We start from the raw sequence: 16,170 nt of genomic DNA, 5'->3' as shown, positions 1-16,170 counted from the left end.
GGCGCGGCCGCGTCGCACAGCCGTGCGACCGGCTCGCCGTGTACGTGAGCGAACACCCGAGGACCGAGACCGTCCCGACCGGGGCGGCGGCGACTTCGGCCCGGCGCGCGACGGCCACCGCGGACCGTGAGGCCGCGAGGGCGCGAGCGCGCGAAGACCTGTGCGCCCAGCTCGGGGTTCACCGAAAATTCCGATCGTATGCACGATGAGGTCATCGATTTCGCACGCTCAGTCGAATCCATGGCTATAGTGCGGGGTCAGTCCAGGCACACCACGGACCGGCTCACCCCCCACCCGAGTCCCGCCGATCACCTGCCCCCCGGGCACGACCTACGAGGACTCAGGCACACGATGAGCCATGTCTCGACCCCATCGCACCGCGGTACGGACGGCGCGGCCCCCACGAGCCGAAGCCGCAAGAAGAAGCGCGGCCGCGGCAGGCGCACCCTTCGGATCGTCCTGCTGGGCCTGGTCGTCGTCGTACTGGCCGCGGGCGGGACCGCCTACTGGCTCTACAACAAGCTCGACAACAACATCAAGGGCGTCGACCTGAACAAGGCGCTCGGCAAGGACCGGCCCGAGAAGCTGCCCACGTCCGGGCAGAACATTCTCATCCTGGGCTCGGACTCGCGCGCCGGGGCGAACGCCTCGCTCGGAACCGGCAAGGTCGCCGGGGCCCGCTCCGACACGACGCTCGTGCTGCACATACCGGAGGGCCGCAAGCGGGCCGTCGCGGTGAGCATTCCGCGTGACACACTCGTCACCCGTCCCGAGTGCACGACCCCCAGCGGCTCCACACTGCCCTCCAGGCGCCGTGTGATGTTCAACTCCGTCTACTCCGTGGCCGGACCGGCCTGCGTGGTCAAGACGGTGGAGAAGATGTCCGGGATCCGCATGGACCATTTCGTGGAGATCGACTTCGCCGGCTTCAAGGGTCTCGTCGACGCCATCGGCGGCGTGACGGTCACCGTCGACCAGGACATCCACGACAAGCAGAGCGGACTCGACCTCACCGCGGGCACCCACAAGCTGAACGGCACCCAGTCGCTGGCGTTCGTACGTACCCGGCACGGCATCGGGGACGGCAGCGACCTCGGGCGCATCGGTCTGCAGCAGCAGTTCCTCATCGCGCTGCTGAGCGAGATCAAGAAGCAGGACCTGCTGGGCAGCCCCACCAAGTCGTACAAGATCGCGAACGGACTGACCAAGTCGCTGACCACGGACTCCGGGCTCGCCTCACTCACCAAGCTGGCGAGCTTCGGCCGGAGCCTGAACGGCGTGAGCCCCTCCACCATGGAGACCATCATGCTGCCCGTGGCCTACGACAAGCAGGACCCCAACCGGGTCGACGTGGCCGAACCCCAGGCGAGCACGTTGTGGAAGGCCCTGCGGGAGGACAAGACCATCCCCGCGTCGGCCAAGAAGTCTCCCGCGACGGGCGGCTAGGACCGGTCCGGAGCACCGCGGTTGTCCCTGCCATCCTGAGGGCATGAAACGACTACTCGTGGTCGACGGGGCCAATGTGGTCGGCTCCGTGCCCGACGGCTGGTGGCGTGATCGGCGGGCCGCCGCACTCCGCCTGCGCGACCGTCTCGCCCGCTACGCGGACGAGCACCCGGGCCTGGACATCGTGCTGGTGGTGGAGGGCAAGGCACGGGGTGTCGAGCCGCTGCCCGGTGTCCGGGTGGAGGAGGCTCCCGGCGAGGGCGACGACCACATCGTGGCGGTGGCCGCGGCGGCCGACGGCCCCTGCGTGGTGATCACGGCCGACCGTGAACTGCGCCGCCGGGTCGAGGAGCTGGGCGCGACGTGCGAGGGCCCGCGGACCGTGTACCCGTAGGCGAGACCGCGTCCGCGTCCACCGGGTGCGCCTACGAGGCTTCGCCGTCCGCCGCGGCGGCGCCTTCGGCGGCGAGCCGGCTGCTGTGGCGGCTGTACAGGAAGTACACGACGAAGCCGATGACCATCCAGACGCCGAACCGGATCCAGGTCTCGGCCGGCAGGTTGAGCATCAGCCACAGCGAGGCGCACACCGACAGCACGGGGATGACCGGCACGAAGGGGGTGCGGAAGGCGCGGGGCAGGTCGGGGCGGGTCCTGCGCAGCACGAGGACACCGATCGCGACGACGACGAACGCGAACAGGGTGCCGATGTTGACCAGGTCGGCGAGTGCGCTGAGGCTGGTGAAGCCCGCGATGACCGCGATGATCACACCCAGCAGGATGGTCGGGCGGTACGGCGTCCTGAACTTCGGGTGGACGTGGGAGAAGAAGCGCGGCAGCAGACCGTCGCGGCTCATCGCGAAGAACACCCGGGTCTGGCCGAGCAGCAGGATCATGCAGACCGTGGTCAGGCCGACGGCCGCGCCGAAGCTGATCACGCCCGCGAACCACGGGTGTCCCACGGCCTTGAAGGCGTCGGCGAGCGGCGCGTCCACCGAGAGCCGGGTGTACTTCTCCATGCCGGTGACGACGAGCGAGACCGCCACGTACAGCACGGTGCAGATCACCAGGGAGCCGATGATGCCCCGGGGCATGTCGCGCTGGGGGTTCTTCGTCTCCTCGGCGGCGGTGGCGACGATGTCGAAGCCGATGAACGCGAAGAACACGACCGAGGCGGCGGTGAAGATGCCCATCACGCCGAAGTTCGAGGGCGCCCAGCCGAAGATCAGCTCGATCAGCGGTGCCTTGAGGTTCCCGCCCGCCGCCACCGGCTGGGACTTCGGGATGAACGGGTGGTAGTTGTCGCTGGTGATGAAGAAGGCGCCGGCGACGATCACGATCAGGACGACCGTCACCTTGATCGCGACGACGACCTGCGTGACCCTCGCGGACAGCTTCATGCCGAACACGAGGATCGCCGTGAGCACCAGGACGAGCGCGGCGGCCAGGATGTCGAAGCCGAAGCCGTGGGCGCCGTCGCGGCCGCCGAGGGAGTCGGGCAGGTGCCAGCCCACGTTGTCCATCAGGGAGCGGATGTAGCCCGACCAGCCGACGGCGACCACCGCCGTGCCGAGGGCGAACTCCAGCACGAGGTCCCAGCCGATGACCCAGGCGGGCAGTTCGCCCAGCGAGGCGTACGAGAAGGTGTAGGCGGAACCGGCGACCGGCACGGTGGAGGCGAACTCGGCGTAGCACAGCGCGGCCAGTGCGCAGGCCACCGCGGCGGCGACGAAGGCCAGCGCGACGGCGGGGCCCGCGTTGTTCTTGGCGACCGTGCCGGTCAGGACGAAGATGCCGGTGCCGATGATCACGCCGACGCCGAAGACGGTCAGGTCGAGCGCCGACAGGGACTTCTTGAGCGCGTGCTCCGGTTCCTCGGTGTCGAGGATGGATTGCTCGACCTTCTTCGTCCTGAAGAGGGTGCTGGCCACAGGTACCTCCCACGCGTGTCGTCTCCGACATGGTTGCCTCCGGCGGAGCCGAGGGGGCGTGGTGGCACGCGAACGGGAGCCGGGGTCCACCCAATGGGTGAACCCCGGCTCCCGTCCTGGGCCCGCGCTCAGTCCCGCGCCGGCTCCACCGCTTCCGAGGCCGCGCGCTGCTCGAAGCGGCCGTCCAGCTTGGCCACCAGGCCCGTGACCTGGCGGGCGATGTCGGGCGCGGTCAGGCCGATCTCCGCCAGGACCTCCTTGCGGGAGGCGTGGTCGAGGAAGCGGGGCGGGATGCCGAAGTCGCGCAGCGGGACGTCGACACCGGCGTCGCGCAACGCCTGGGCGACGGCCGAACCGACGCCGCCGACCCGCGAGTTGTCCTCGACCGTCACCACGACGCGGTGGCGCTCGGCCAGCGGGGCCATGGCCTCGTCGACCGGCTTGACCCAGCGCGGGTCGACGACCGTGGTGGTGATGCCCTGCTTGTTCAGCAGGTCCGCGATCTCCAGGCACATCGGGGCCAGCGCGCCCACCGAGACCAGCAGGACATCGGGCGTGGCGGTGCCGGGCTCGCGCAGCACGTCCATGCCGCCGACCTTGCCGACGGCCTCGACGGCCGGGCCGACGGCGCCCTTGGAGTAGCGGACGACCGTGGGGGCGTCGTCGACGGCGACGGCCTCGCGCAGCTGGGCGCGGACCTGGTCGGCGTCGCGCGGAGCGGCGATCCGGATGCCGGGGACGACCTGGAGGATCGACATGTCCCACATGCCGTTGTGGGAGGCGCCGTCGGTGCCGGTGACCCCGGCCCGGTCCAGGACGAAGGTGACGCCGCACCTGTGCAGCGCCACGTCCATGAGCAGCTGGTCGAAGGCGCGGTTGAGGAACGTGGCGTACACCGCGAAGACCGGGTGCAGGCCGCCCGTGGCCAGGCCCGCCGCGCTCACCGCGCCGTGCTGCTCGGCGATGCCGACGTCGTAGACACGCTCGGGGAACGCCTTGGCGAACTTGTCGAGGCCGACGGGCTGCAGCATGGCGGCCGTGATGGCGACGATGTCCTCGCGCTCCTCGCCGAGCTTGACCATCTCCTCGCCGAACACGGAGGTCCAGTCGGCGCCTGAGGTGGCGATCGGCAGTCCCGTGTCGGGGTGGATCTTGCCGACGGCGTGGAAGCGGTCGGCCTCGTCCTGGAGGGCGGGCTGGTAGCCGCGGCCCTTCTCGGTGAGGCAGTGCACGATGACCGGGCCGCCGAACCGCTTGGCGCGCATCAGGGCCGACTCCAGGGCCTCCAGGTCGTGGCCGTCGATCGGACCGACGTACTTGAGGCCGAGGTCCTCGAACATGCCCTGCGGCGAGATGAAGTCCTTCAGGCCCTTCTTGGCGCCGTGGAGGGTCTCGTAGATCGGTTTCCCGACGACCGGGGTGCGCTCCAGGATGTCCTTGCCGCGGGCCAGGAAGCGCTCGTAGCCGTTGGTGGTGCGCAAGGTGGCCAGGTGGTCGGCGAGGCCGCCGATCGTGGGCGCGTACGAGCGCTCGTTGTCGTTGACGACGATGACCAGGGGGCGGTCCTTGGCCGCCGCGATGTTGTTCAGTGCCTCCCAGGCCATACCGCCGGTGAGCGCCCCGTCACCGATGACCGCGACGACGTGGTCGTCTCCGCGGCCGCGCAGCTGGTTGGCCTTGGCCAGGCCGTCCGCCCAGCCCAGGACGGTGGAGGCGTGCGAGTTCTCGATCACGTCGTGCTCGGACTCGGCCCGCGACGGGTAGCCGGACAGGCCGCCCTTCATCTTCAGCTTGGCGAAGTCCTGGCGGCCGGTGAGCAGCTTGTGCACGTAGGACTGGTGGCCGGTGTCCCACAGGACCCGGTCCTTGGGGGACTCGAAGACGCGGTGCAGGGCGAGGGTCAGCTCGACGACGCCGAGGTTGGGGCCGAGGTGGCCGCCGGTCTTGGAAACCGCGTCGACGAGGAAGGTCCGGATCTCTCCCGCCAGCTGATCCAGCTGCTCCAGGCTGAGCCGGTCCAGATCGCGCGGTCCCGTGATGCGGGTCAGCAGCGGCACCCGTGCCTCCTTGCGATAGAGCTGTTCTTGCCGGTCCTGGGACCTGGCTGTTTCGAGCATGCCGGGTCCGTCGAGTCTAATGTTCCCCGGGTTCGGGCATCGGGCGGGCCGTGCGTTCCATGTCACGCGATCGGCGGCCCCCGTCGGGGGAACGCTCGGTCAGGGGCGAGAGAGCGCACGCATGACGGTGCCCGGCGTCGCCTTTGCCGCCGGGCACCGTCAGTCTGTTGTACGGCCGTCAGCCGCGGCCCGCCGACCTCTGGGTCTTGCGGGAGATCGAGTCGATGATCACAGCGATCAGCAGCACAGCACCGGTGATCATGTACTGGATCGCGTTCGAGGACAGGTTGAGCTGGTTGAGCCCCTGGACGATCGACTGGATGACCAGGATGCCGAGCAGCGCCGACCAGACCTTGCCGCGTCCGCCGAACAGGGACGTACCGCCGATGACCGCCGCGGCGATGACCATCATGAGCTGGTTGCCGCCGCCGAGGGAGCGGTCGGCGCCGCCCGTCGCGGAGGCGAGGAACAGGCCGCCGATCGCGCCGAGCGTGCCGGAGATCATGAAGACCGAGATGCGGATCCACGCCACGCTGATACCGGCGCGGCGAGCCGCCTCGCTGCCGCCGCCGACCGCGAAGACCTGGCGGCCGTACGTGGTGCGGCGCAGTACGAAGTCGGTGAACAGCAGGATCGCCAGGAAGATCACCAGCGAGAGGGGCAGCCCCTGCTCCTGGTTGAAGCCGTACGCGGCGACGAAGACCAGCACCGCGACGAGCGCCGTCCGCAGGATCATCTCGCTCTGCGCGCGGTGGGCCAGCCCGGCAGCCTTGCGGCGGTGGTGGTCGCGCAGCTGGGCGAGGTAGAACGCCACGACGACGACGAGGGCGAGACCGTAGGCGGCGGCCACGTCGGAGAAGTAGTACTTGGTGAGGTCGTTGACGAAGCTGCCGATCGGGGTGGTGATGGTGGACTTGTCACCCATCACCCAGGTCTGCATGCCGGCCCAGCCGAGGAAGCCGGCGAGGGTCACGACGAACGCGGGCACACCGATCTTGGCGAAGACGATGCCGTGGAAGGCGCCGATGACGGTGCCGGACAGGATGCCGAGCACGATGGCGAGCGAGTCCGGCATGTGCGCGCCGAGCACGCCCCACACGGATCCGGCGAGTCCCGCCACCGAACCGACGGCGAGGTCGATCTCGCCGAGCAGCAGCACGAAGACGATGCCGGTGGCCATGATGCCGGGGCCAACGGCGTAGAGCGTGATCTGGTCGAGGTTGTACGGCGTGATGAAGTTGCCGGTCAGCGCCTGGAAGACGGTGCCGATGACGATCAGGCCGACGATGACCGGCAGGGAGCCGAGTTCGCCCGAGCGGATCTTGCGCCGGAACTCCTCGACGTATCCCTTGAAGCCCTGGTCGCGGACGAGGAGGCGGGGGTCCCCGACGGGGACGGCCCCGGCGGCCGGGGTCTCGGTGACGGCGGTCTCGTCGGCAACGGCCTCCGAGCGCGGTTCGGGCACCGGGGCCTCGCTGGTGTTCTGGGGGCTCTTGCTCACTTCGCTGCCTCCGCACCGCGGCTCTGGCGACGGGTCACGGCGTTGTCCGTGGCACCGGTGATCGCGGCGATGATCTCTTCGTGACTGGTGTCGGCCACCAGGAAGGTGCCGTTGTTGCGACCCAGACGCAGCACGGCCACGGTGTCGGCCACAGCCTTCACGTCGGCCATGTTGTGGCTGATGAGGATGACACCGAGGCCCCGCTCGCGCAGCCGCTCGACCAGGTCGAGGACCTGTGCGGTCTGCTCCACGCCGAGGGCCGCGGTCGGCTCGTCCAGGATCACGATCTTGGGGTCGCCGACCAGCGCGCGGGCGATGGCGACGACCTGCCGCTGGCCGCCGGAGAGAGCGGCGACGGGGATCCGGACGCTGGGGATGCGGATGGAGAGGGTGGAGAGCAGGTCGTTGGCCCGCTTCTCCATGGCCACCTCGTCGAGGACGCCACCCTTCTTGATCTCTCGGCCGAGGAACAGGTTGGCGACGACGTCGAGGTTGTCGCAGAGCGCGAGGTCCTGGTAGACGGTCGCGATACCGAGGTTCTGCGAGTCGTGCGGCCGGTTGATCTGGACCGGCGCGCCCTCCCACTCGATGGTTCCCTCGTCGATGGGGTGGACGCCGGTGATCGTCTTGACCAGCGTGGACTTTCCTGCACCGTTGTCGCCGACCAGGGCGACGACTTCACCTGCACGGACTTCGAGATCGACGCCGGAGAGGACCTGGACCGCTCCGAATCGCTTGAAGATCCCACGCAGCGCCAGCACGGGCGCCTGTGACACGTGAACCAACTCCTTCGCCGCCTGGCCGGGCGGGCGTAACGCGCCGCCGGTGCAGCGCCAAAGCTCTCTGAGGGGGACTCGCCCGGCACCCCTACGACAGCGGGGTCCTGTGGTCGGCGGGGTGCCGGACGGTGAGGGGGGAAGCCGTGTCCCGACGCGTCGTCGAGGGGCTTCCGGAGGGCGGCTCGGGCCGCCGGGGGGGCGCCCCGCCGCGGTGCGGACGCGGGCCGCACGCGGGTCGGGGCGCCGGGGGCCGCCGGGAGCGAGGCGGGCGGTCAGGGCGTCGCGCGGGGCGACCTGCCGCCGGACGGCTCCTCGGCGGGATCGGCTACTTGATGCCCAACGCGGCGCACTTGGACTTGAGGTCCGCGGTGCAGATGTCGGAGACCTTGTAGATGCCGTCCTTGACGACCGTGGACTCGATGTTGCTCTTGTTGACCACGACCGGCTTGAGCAGCGTGGACGGCACACCGTCGGTCGTGCTCTGCGCGCCGATGCTCTTGCCCTTGAGCAGGTTGACGGCGAACTGGGCGGCGACCGGGGCCTCCTGCAGCGGAGACTTGTAGATCGTGAACGTCTGGGTGCCCGCGACGATGCGCTGGATGCCCGCGAGCTCGGCGTCCTGGCCGCTGACCGGGATGCCCTTGATGCCGGCGTTCTGCAGGGCCGTGACGATACCGCCGGCCATGCCGTCGTTGGCGGAGTAGACGGCGTCGATCTTGCTCTTGCCGACCGAGGAGATGGCGGCGGCCATCTTCTCACCGGCGATCTTCGGGTCCCACTCGCCGGACGCCTCGTAGGCGATCTTGCCGACCTTGCCGTCGAGCGCCTTGTGCGCGCCGGCCTTGAACAGGGCGGCGTTCGGGTCCTTCTCGTCACCGTTGATCATCACGACGTTGGCGGAGGACGCCTTGGAGCCGAGAGCGTCGAGCAGAGCCTGCCCCTGGAGCTCACCGACCTTGGTGTTGTCGAAGCTCACGTAGGCGTCGGCACCGGCGATGGCGCGGTCGTAGGCGACGACCTTCACCTTCTTCGACTGGGCGGTCTTCACCCAGGAGGCGGCCTTCTCGGCGTCCACCGGGTCGAGGGCGATGACCTTGACGCCGTCGGCTATCAGCTGGTCGAACTGCTGCTTCTGCTTGGAGACGTCAGAGACGGCGTTGTTGTAGACGACGTCGCAGCTCGAGCAGGCGTCCTTGACGGCCTTCTCGAACTGCGGCTTGTCCAGAGCCTCGTAGCGGGCGGTCTTGTTCTCCGGAAGGAGCAGACCGATCTTGGTGCTGCTGCCCTTGGCCGCGGAGTCGCCACCGCCGGCCTTACCGCAAGCTGCGAGCGACACGGCCATCGTGGTGACAGCGGCGGCGATGGTCACGCCGCGCAGACGCTTGTTCATCTGGTGAAAACCTCCCTGACGAGGCCGCGACATTGCGGCCGAGGTAGCCCTGAGTCAACTCGGCCGCATCTATGTCGTCAAGAAGTAAAAACTTAACGAGATGGCAACGACGTCATGCGTTCTCTAAGTGAATGCGGGAGCCCCGACCTCGACACCGCCGTCCAGAAGGGTCGAATCGCCCATCTCGCCGAGGGCTAGCGCGAGCGCCCCCAGTACCTCCGCACGACCACCCAACGACCCGGGCAGGATGGAGAGTTGACGCGCCGCGCTGGGGATCGCGTAGCGGCCCACGGACTCCCTGATGGGCCCCAGGATCAGCTCTCCGGCCTCCGCGAGATCGCCGCCGAGGACGACCCGGCTTGGGTTGAGAAGATTGCAGAGGCTGGCGACGCCGGATCCGATGTGCCGGCCCACGTCGGCGACCACGCGGCGGCATCCCGGGTCGCCGTCGCGCGCGAGCCTGACCATGCCCTCCATGGTCAGATCCGTCCCGTGGCTCGGCTGGAGCAGCGGCAGCACGTGCCGGGCCGCCGCGAAGGTCTCCAGGCAGCCGCGGTTGCCGCAGCGGCACACGGGGCCCGACTCGTCGAGCGTGATGTGCCCGATCTCGCCCGCGGTGCCGCCGGGCCCCCGGTAGATCTTGCCGTCGATCACGAGCCCGGCGCCGACACCGCTGGCCACCTTGATGTACGCGAGGTCCTTGACGCCCCGGCCGCTCCCCCAGACCAGTTCGCCGAGGGCTCCCAGGTTGGCGTCGTTGTCGACGTGCACCGGGACGCCGAGCCGCCGCCCCAGCTCCTGGGCCGGCCGGGTGCCGGTCCAGCCCGGCAGGATCGAGGTGGAGCCGAGGGTGCCGCTCTCCACGTCGATGGGGCCCGGCACGCCGAGACCGACCCCGGCGAGCTTGGCCCGGTCGACGCCGGTCGCGGCCACGAGCCGGTCGATCAGCTGCTCGGCGCGGTCGAAGCCCTGGGCGGCGGACGCGTCCACGTCGAGCGGCTCGGACTCCTCGGCGAGGACCTGGTGGGCCAGGTTGCCGAGCGCGACGCGCAGGTGGGTGTGGCCGAAGTCGACGCCGATCACGATGCCCGCGTCACCGCTGAGCGAGACGCTGCGGGCCCTGCGTCCGCCGGACGAGGTGGGCGTGACCTCGACGGTACCGCTGTCCCTGAGTTCGCGGACGATGTTGGAGACGGTCGCCGCCGAAAGGCCGGTCGTCCTCGCGATCTCCGCCTGCGTGAGCGAACCCGCGAGCCGCACGGCACGGACGACCCGCTCCAGATTGGCCCGATGCAGCGACGACTGCGACCCCGGAGTCTCCATTGACCCACACCCTTTAGCCCTCTATGACCGGCGGTCCACCGAGTGGTGGACCGTCCGTGGTACCGGACACACTGAGCGTGACCGGTCCATGTACAAGTTATGAACTCCAAGCTCCGCTGAAGGGGTTGCCGCAGTCAAGTCCTTGACGGAAATCGATTCCGGTACGTGTCCAGGCGCACACACAGCGGTCCGGCCCCGGAGGATGTCCCTCCGGGGCCGGACCGCCCGACGTGCGCGACGTGTCGCCCGCGCTACTTCAGGGCGCCCGCCGTGAGGCCCTGCACCACCTGGCGCTGGAAGACGATGTACGCCGCGAGCACCGGCAGCATCGCCATCACCAGACCGGCGAACAGACCGGACCAGTCGCCCTTGTAGCCCTGGCTGGTGGCGAGTTCCACCAGGCCCTGGGAGAGCACCTTCTTGTCCGGGTCGGTGTTGAGGACCGTGGGCAGCATGTACTGGTTCCACTGCCCGAGGAAGTTGAAGATGCCGACGCTGATCAGACCCGGCCTCGCCATCGGCAGCATGATCTGGAAGAACGTCCGGGTGTGCGAGGCGCCGTCGACGAACGCGGCCTCGGCGATGGAGGTCGGCAGCGTACGGAAGAACGACGTCAGGAAGAACACGGTGAACGGCAGCGAGTACGCGATGTACGTCAGGATCAGGCCGGGCAGCGTGTTCAGCAGGCCCATGTTGTTGAGCACGTAGAACAGCGGCACGAGCGCCAGCATGATCGGGAAGCTCATGCCCGCGACGAACAGGTAGTAGATGAACCGGTTGCCCGGGAAGTCGAAGCGGGCGAGCACGTACGCCACCATCGAGCCGAGCACCAGCGTGCCGAGCAGCGAGAAGCCGACCACGATGATCGTGTTGGCGAAGTAGTCGCTCATGTGGGCCTGGTTCCAGGCCCGCGACCAGTTCTCGAAGTGCAGCTTGTGCGGCAGCGACCAGGGCGAGCCGAAGATGGAGCCGTCGTCCTTGAACGACGTCATGACGGCCCACAGCAGAGGCAGCACGACCATGAACGCCCAGAGGATGAGCATGCCGTGGGAGAAGACGTTCAGGACACCGCCCTCGGTGCTCTTGGCCTTCTTCCCCTCCGGGGCGCTGTCGTCCTTGGAGACGCGTCGGCCGGGGCCGGGGACGCCGCCGCCGGTGGCGCTGTCGGATCCCGGCGCGGCGGAGGGCGGAGTGTCAGGGGTTTCAGTGGTCTTCATCAGTACTCCAGCCGTTCGCGCCGGCCAAGACGCATCACGACCGCCGCGAACAGCAGTGTGACGATGAGGAGGGCGACCCCGATGGTGGTCGCGTAGGCGGCGTTCGCGTCCCGGAACGCCGACTGGTAGACGTACAACGGCAGGACGGTCGTCGAGTACGCGGGGCCACCCGGCCCGACGGTCATGATCTGCACCGTGGCGAACGCCTCGGCGCCCAGCGCCATGATGCCCATGTAGACCCAGCCGGACTGGATGGTGTCCCACAGCAGCGGAAGCGTGATCTTGAAGAACGTGGTGGCACGGCCCGCGCCGTCCAGGAGGGCCGCCTCGTAGAAGTCCTTGGGGATGGAGGCCATTCCGGCCGAGAACAGCACCACGAAGAATCCGACGGTGGACCAGACCAGGACCGCCATGACCGCCCACAGGGCGAGTTTCGGGTCGCCGAGCCACTCGGGCTGCCAGGTGATGCCGACGGCCTTGAGCGCCCCGTTGAAGGCGCCGTCGTTCGGGTTGTACGCGAACCGGAAGAGCAATGCCACGATGGCGATCGAGAGGACCTGCGGGAAGAAGTACGCGATCTTGTAGAACCCCGCGCCGCGCACGCCGGTGACGGCGGCGCCTTTGCGCCGCCGCCCCCCGACATTGAGCATGAAGGCGAAGAACAGCGCGAGGCTCAGCGTCACCAGCGGCAGCAGCACCACGAAGTACACGCTGTGCTCCAGCGACTTCCAGAAGACGTCGTCGTGGAACATGCGGGTGTAGTTGGCGAAACCGACCATCTTGAAGTCGGGACTCAGGCCGGTCCAGTCGGTGAACGAATAGTAGATCGACTGGATGAACGGCCAGATGACAAAGACGGCGTACAACACCAAAGGGGCCACCAAGAACCCCACGATGAACCGGTACTTGCCGTGTTGCATGGTTACCGACCCCGATCGCTGTGCGGGTGCCGACGCTGATGACGCTTGTGCACGCGTTGCTCCGTGGCCCGCTGGTTACTGGTGCTTGTAGTGCGTGATGGACTGGTCCTTGGCCGTCGCGTCCGCGTATGCCTGGATCTTCTTGATGGCTTCGGCGGGGGTCATGCGGCCGGCCATCATCTCGCCCAGACAGGCGACGCCGATCTGCTCCTTCTCGAGCTTGTTGTACCAGTCCTGCAGGCGCGGGTTGAGGACGTTGTCGCCCGCCAGCTTGAGCGCCGCGACGGCCGACTCCATGCCCGGGGTCAGCTGGTAGCCCGTGGTGCCGCCGTTGAACGCGGTGAGCGTCTTGACCAGCTTGCTGGTGTTCTTGGAGTACTCCTCGCTGAGCATGATGCGCAGCGTCTCCATGGCGCCCTCGGGGTTCTTGCCCTTGGCCGGGACGATGTACGGCTCACCGCCGGAGGCCCAGATCGTGCCGAACGGCATCTTGTCGCCGCTGTCCAGGGAGGACGGGGCGCCGACCGAGAGCTGGAAGTCCTTCGGGATGACGTTCGCGGACTCGTTCTCCACCCAGGAGCCGTTCGGGATGAACAGGGCCTTGCCCTTGGCCCACTCGGTCTGCGAACCGATGTGGTCGAGACCGGGCGTGCCCTTGAGGATGTAGCCCTTCTTGTAGAGCTCGTAGTACGCGTCGAAGGCGGCCTTGACGGCCGGGTGCTTCCAGGCGTTGGGCTCCAGGTTGTCGATCGCGTCGAGAACCTCGCGGCCGCCGATCTTGCCGATGAACGGGTAGAGCGAGAACGGGATGTAGTACGGGTACTTGCCCGCGTACGTCCAGCCGGCGATCCCCTTCTTCTTCGCCTTCGCACACGCGGCGAGCATCTCGTCCCACGTCTTGGGGTACTCGAGGTCGAGCTTGCCCAGGTTCGTCTTGGAGTACCAGACGCCGTACGTCGTGTACGCGTAGTACAGGACCCAGACCGGGGCACCGTCGAACTGGCCCATCTCGACGATGCCTGGCCGCAGCGTGTCGCGGACCTTCTTGCTCGGGTCGTCGTACGACGGCGCGTCGAGCAGCGGCGTCAGGTCGGTCAGCTGCTTCTTGGACGACAGGACGCCCATGTCCATCTGCTCGGCGCCGGAGTTGTCGATCAGGTCCGGCGGGGTGCCGCCGTTGAACTTCGGCTGCAGCTCCGACTGGATCTTCTGCGTGGTGTGGAAGTCGACCTTCGCCTTCGGGAAGTTCTTGTGGAACTGGTCCGTGGCGTCCTTGGCGTACTTGGTGCCGAAACCGCCGTCGAAGATGACCACCGACAGCGGCGCCGACTCGTTGACCGCGAGCGGGTTCTTCTTGGACTTGGTGCCCTTCTTGACCTTGTTGCCGTTCGAACCGCTCCCGCTGGCGCACGCCGACAGGAAGCCCATGGCCGGAACGCCGACCAGGCCGAGCGCGGCGGAACGCTTGATCAGGTCGCGGCGTCCGACACCGGCACCGTCGTGGGCTGAAGTGGATCCCATGCTCAAGTCCTCGCCTTCTCCAGGACTCAGGCGGTGAACCGGATCCTCCCCGGCACCGCGGTGATGTGCTGTGTTGTGCCGGGAAGGCTTCCCCGGCCCCAATGAAGCTGAGTGGTGATGAAGTGCTGAGTGGTACTGAGTGGTGATGAAGCTGAGTGGTGCGGAAAGCCTGTTCCGGCAGAGATATACGGCCGTCGACGCGTTCGGCGCCTTCCGCCGAAATCCCCCCTTCCCATGGCTCCGACCTGTTCCCGAGTGCGGTCGAGGGCCGGACGCCGACAGGTATAGTCCACTCTCTGTGAGCGGGGCAAGATCGAACGCAGGTTTGGACGAGGGTCTTTTCCGAGTTGAGACCTCGCGGAAATACGGTGCACCTCACGCGAATCCGGCGCCGGAAGGGCGCATTGCCCCGGCCCGCCCGTCGATCCGCCCACCTCGTTCGAGACCTGAAGGCAAGCGCCGGCACCACTCGTCACCCACGGTGCACCCGGCCCTCGCCCGACAGCATGGAGTGGTTCAGACCAATCGGGTCGGGCCGGGGCCCGGTACGGGAAGCGAACAGCAGACCACCACCCGGTGACATCGGCCGAACGCCGTCGCCATCGGGTGGTGCTCGTCTGTGCTCAGGCGTAACATCCGGCCGAAACCACTGTGTTCGGGGGGAAACGGTGGGCACGGCGGACCTTTCGCCCCGGAGACTCGACCGAGGCGAAAGGCCGGCACATTCCATGGCTCCACCGATATCCGCAACACCGCCCACCCGAAGATCCCACGCCTTCCGCGCGTTCGCCCTCGCGGCGATCTGCGCCCTGCTCACCGGCCTGCTCGTCCAGTTGAGCGCGCCCGCGGCACGGGCCGCCAGCGGCAGCTGCCCCACCTACACCGACGTGACGCCCCCGACCGTCGAGGCCGAGAAGGCCATCGAACTGGCCTGTCAGGCGGTCGCGCACAACATCCGGTACAGCTACGGCGGGGGCCACGGCCCGCACCCCGGCGCCTCGTACGGTTTCTCGGACGGCACCTACTACGCCGGCAACGACAGCAATGTGAAGGGCTACGACTGCTCCGGTTTCGTGCACTGGCTGTGGTACGCGGTCACGGGGCAGGAGAACTATCTCTCCGGTGGCACCGCCGGCGGCCAGTACAGCAGCACGTACCACGTGGCCAGGACCATCAGCGCGTCCGCCGGCATCGGGGCGCTGCTCCCCGGTGACCTGGTGTTCTGGTCCGGCTCCCACGGCGTGGACCACGTGGCGATGTACATCGGACACGGGAAGATCGTGCAGGAGTCGCAGTCCGGGACTCCCGCGAACGTGGCGAACATGAGCACGTCCGGGTACGTGGGCGCGCACCGGATGGCCGGGCTCACCTCCGACCCCTCCGTGGTGGACGCGCACGTCGCCAACGCCCAGGCGGTGCACGGCACGGACGGCTGCGGCAGCGGCGGGTGCACCACGGGCTGCTCGTACCTCTGGTACAACAACCACCCGAGTGACCCGCTGTGCGACGGCACGGCGGAGGGCACCACCGGCGGTGACCCGGGCGGCTCGACGAAGCCCTCGGGCTCGTACTGGGTGGACACCTTCAGCAACGCCGCGGGCCGCGACCACGGCGGAACCCTGTACGCCGGGACGAACTACGTGTTCTGCAAGGTGTGGGGCACGAAGGTCGGCAACGACACCAGCTACAACCACTGGTGGCTCTACACCGACATGGACACCGGCGGCCAGGACTACGTCTCCGCCTACTACCTCTCCAAATGGGGCAACGACCAGGCCAAGGACAACTCCGGCACCACCATCCCCACCTGCTCCTGGGACGGCGGAACCGGCACGAGCAGCGGCAGCGGCGGCTCCTCCAGCAAGTACTGGGTGACCACCTACGCGTCGGCGCCGGGCCGCGACCACGGCGGAACCCTCAACGCGGGCACGAACTACGTGTTCTGCAAGGAGTGGGGCACGAAGGTCGGCAACGACACCAGCTACAACCACTGGTGGCTCTACACCGACATGGACACCGGCGGCCAGG

Annotated in this window: 11 protein-coding genes and 2 pseudogenes; 4 read left to right on the top strand and 9 right to left on the bottom strand. The window is 68.4% G+C overall.

What is annotated here, in order from left to right:
• Positions 1 to 351 precede the first annotated feature (351 nt).
• Together OFY01_RS23010 and OFY01_RS23005 are read left to right on the top strand one after the other, a co-directional pair.
• Positions 352 to 1,446: an LCP family protein gene (locus OFY01_RS23010; protein WP_266602902.1), complete on the top strand. Its 1,095-nt coding sequence runs from the start codon at positions 352 to 354 to the stop codon at positions 1,444 to 1,446.
• Between the two features lie 43 nt (positions 1,447 to 1,489).
• On the top strand, positions 1,490 to 1,840 hold the full coding sequence (locus OFY01_RS23005) for a PIN domain-containing protein (RefSeq protein WP_266602900.1): 351 nt from the start codon (positions 1,490 to 1,492) through the stop codon (positions 1,838 to 1,840).
• Positions 1,841 to 1,871: 31 nt separating this feature from the next.
• Here OFY01_RS23005 and OFY01_RS23000 read toward each other — a convergent pair whose 3' ends face one another.
• The 9 genes from OFY01_RS23000 to ngcE form a co-directional block, all read right to left on the bottom strand.
• The gene (locus tag OFY01_RS23000; protein ID WP_266602899.1) at positions 1,872 to 3,374 is read right to left on the bottom strand and encodes an amino acid permease; all 1,503 of its coding nucleotides are present in this window, start codon (positions 3,372 to 3,374) and stop codon (positions 1,872 to 1,874) included.
• A 128-nt stretch (positions 3,375 to 3,502) separates the two neighbouring features.
• The gene (dxs, locus tag OFY01_RS22995; RefSeq protein ID WP_266602935.1) at positions 3,503 to 5,431 is read right to left on the bottom strand and encodes a 1-deoxy-D-xylulose-5-phosphate synthase; all 1,929 of its coding nucleotides are present in this window, start codon (positions 5,429 to 5,431) and stop codon (positions 3,503 to 3,505) included.
• Positions 5,432 to 5,669: 238 nt separating this feature from the next.
• A complete protein-coding gene (locus OFY01_RS22990) occupies positions 5,670 to 6,956 on the bottom strand; it encodes a sugar ABC transporter permease (protein ID WP_266602933.1) in 1,287 nt (428 codons plus the stop codon).
• A 32-nt stretch (positions 6,957 to 6,988) separates the two neighbouring features.
• A complete protein-coding gene (locus OFY01_RS22985; protein ID WP_266602898.1) occupies positions 6,989 to 7,777 on the bottom strand; it encodes an ATP-binding cassette domain-containing protein in 789 nt (262 codons plus the stop codon).
• A gap of 319 nt (positions 7,778 to 8,096) precedes the next feature.
• Complete coding sequence (locus tag OFY01_RS22980; protein WP_266602897.1) at positions 8,097 to 9,161, bottom strand: sugar ABC transporter substrate-binding protein; 1,065 nt, start codon at positions 9,159 to 9,161, stop codon at positions 8,097 to 8,099.
• Positions 9,162 to 9,284: 123 nt separating this feature from the next.
• Positions 9,285 to 10,484 carry an ROK family transcriptional regulator gene (locus OFY01_RS22975; RefSeq protein WP_266602896.1) on the bottom strand — a complete coding sequence of 400 codons (1,200 nt, stop codon included), beginning with the start codon at positions 10,482 to 10,484 and terminating at the stop codon, positions 9,285 to 9,287.
• 251 nt (positions 10,485 to 10,735) lie between these two features.
• Entirely contained in the window at positions 10,736 to 11,701 is a 966-nt protein-coding gene (locus OFY01_RS22970; RefSeq protein ID WP_266602895.1) for a carbohydrate ABC transporter permease, read from the bottom strand.
• Positions 11,701 to 12,621, bottom strand: a complete 921-nt coding sequence (locus OFY01_RS22965; RefSeq protein ID WP_266602894.1) for a carbohydrate ABC transporter permease — start codon at positions 12,619 to 12,621, stop codon at positions 11,701 to 11,703. Before OFY01_RS22965 ends, OFY01_RS22970 begins: the two co-directional genes overlap by 1 nt.
• Before the next feature lie 75 nt (positions 12,622 to 12,696).
• Positions 12,697 to 14,142: an N-acetylglucosamine/diacetylchitobiose ABC transporter substrate-binding protein gene (gene ngcE / locus OFY01_RS22960; RefSeq protein WP_266602892.1), complete on the bottom strand. Its 1,446-nt coding sequence runs from the start codon at positions 14,140 to 14,142 to the stop codon at positions 12,697 to 12,699.
• A gap of 506 nt (positions 14,143 to 14,648) precedes the next feature.
• Here ngcE and OFY01_RS22955 point away from each other — a divergent pair.
• Positions 14,649 to 15,419: pseudogene (locus OFY01_RS22955) on the top strand (NlpC/P60 family protein); the annotation flags it as partial.
• Positions 15,420 to 15,665: 246 nt separating this feature from the next.
• Positions 15,666 to 15,953, top strand: a pseudogene (locus OFY01_RS22950) (M23 family peptidase); the annotation flags it as partial.
• Positions 15,954 to 16,170 lie beyond the last annotated feature (217 nt).

This window comes from Streptomyces beihaiensis (genome assembly GCF_026274175.1).
Lineage (GTDB): Bacteria > Actinomycetota > Actinomycetes > Streptomycetales > Streptomycetaceae > Streptomyces > Streptomyces beihaiensis.
Note: the sequence above shows the minus strand (reverse complement) of the source record. Positions and strands in the feature narration are given on the sequence as shown.

What these genes read in the sequence shown, in the direction of transcription:
- OFY01_RS23010 (WP_266602902.1), top strand. Translation starts at nt 352, where the DNA reads ATGAGCCATGTCTCGACCCCATCGCACCGCGGTACGGACGGCGCGGCC.
- ngcE (WP_266602892.1), bottom strand. Translation starts at nt 14,142, where the DNA reads ATGGGATCCACTTCAGCCCACGACGGTGCCGGTGTCGGACGCCGCGAC.
- OFY01_RS22965 (WP_266602894.1), bottom strand. Translation starts at nt 12,621, where the DNA reads ATGCAACACGGCAAGTACCGGTTCATCGTGGGGTTCTTGGTGGCCCCT.
- OFY01_RS22980 (WP_266602897.1), bottom strand. Translation starts at nt 9,161, where the DNA reads ATGAACAAGCGTCTGCGCGGCGTGACCATCGCCGCCGCTGTCACCACG.
- OFY01_RS23005 (WP_266602900.1), top strand. Translation starts at nt 1,490, where the DNA reads ATGAAACGACTACTCGTGGTCGACGGGGCCAATGTGGTCGGCTCCGTG.
- OFY01_RS22975 (WP_266602896.1), bottom strand. Translation starts at nt 10,484, where the DNA reads ATGGAGACTCCGGGGTCGCAGTCGTCGCTGCATCGGGCCAATCTGGAG.
- OFY01_RS22970 (WP_266602895.1), bottom strand. Translation starts at nt 11,701, where the DNA reads ATGAAGACCACTGAAACCCCTGACACTCCGCCCTCCGCCGCGCCGGGA.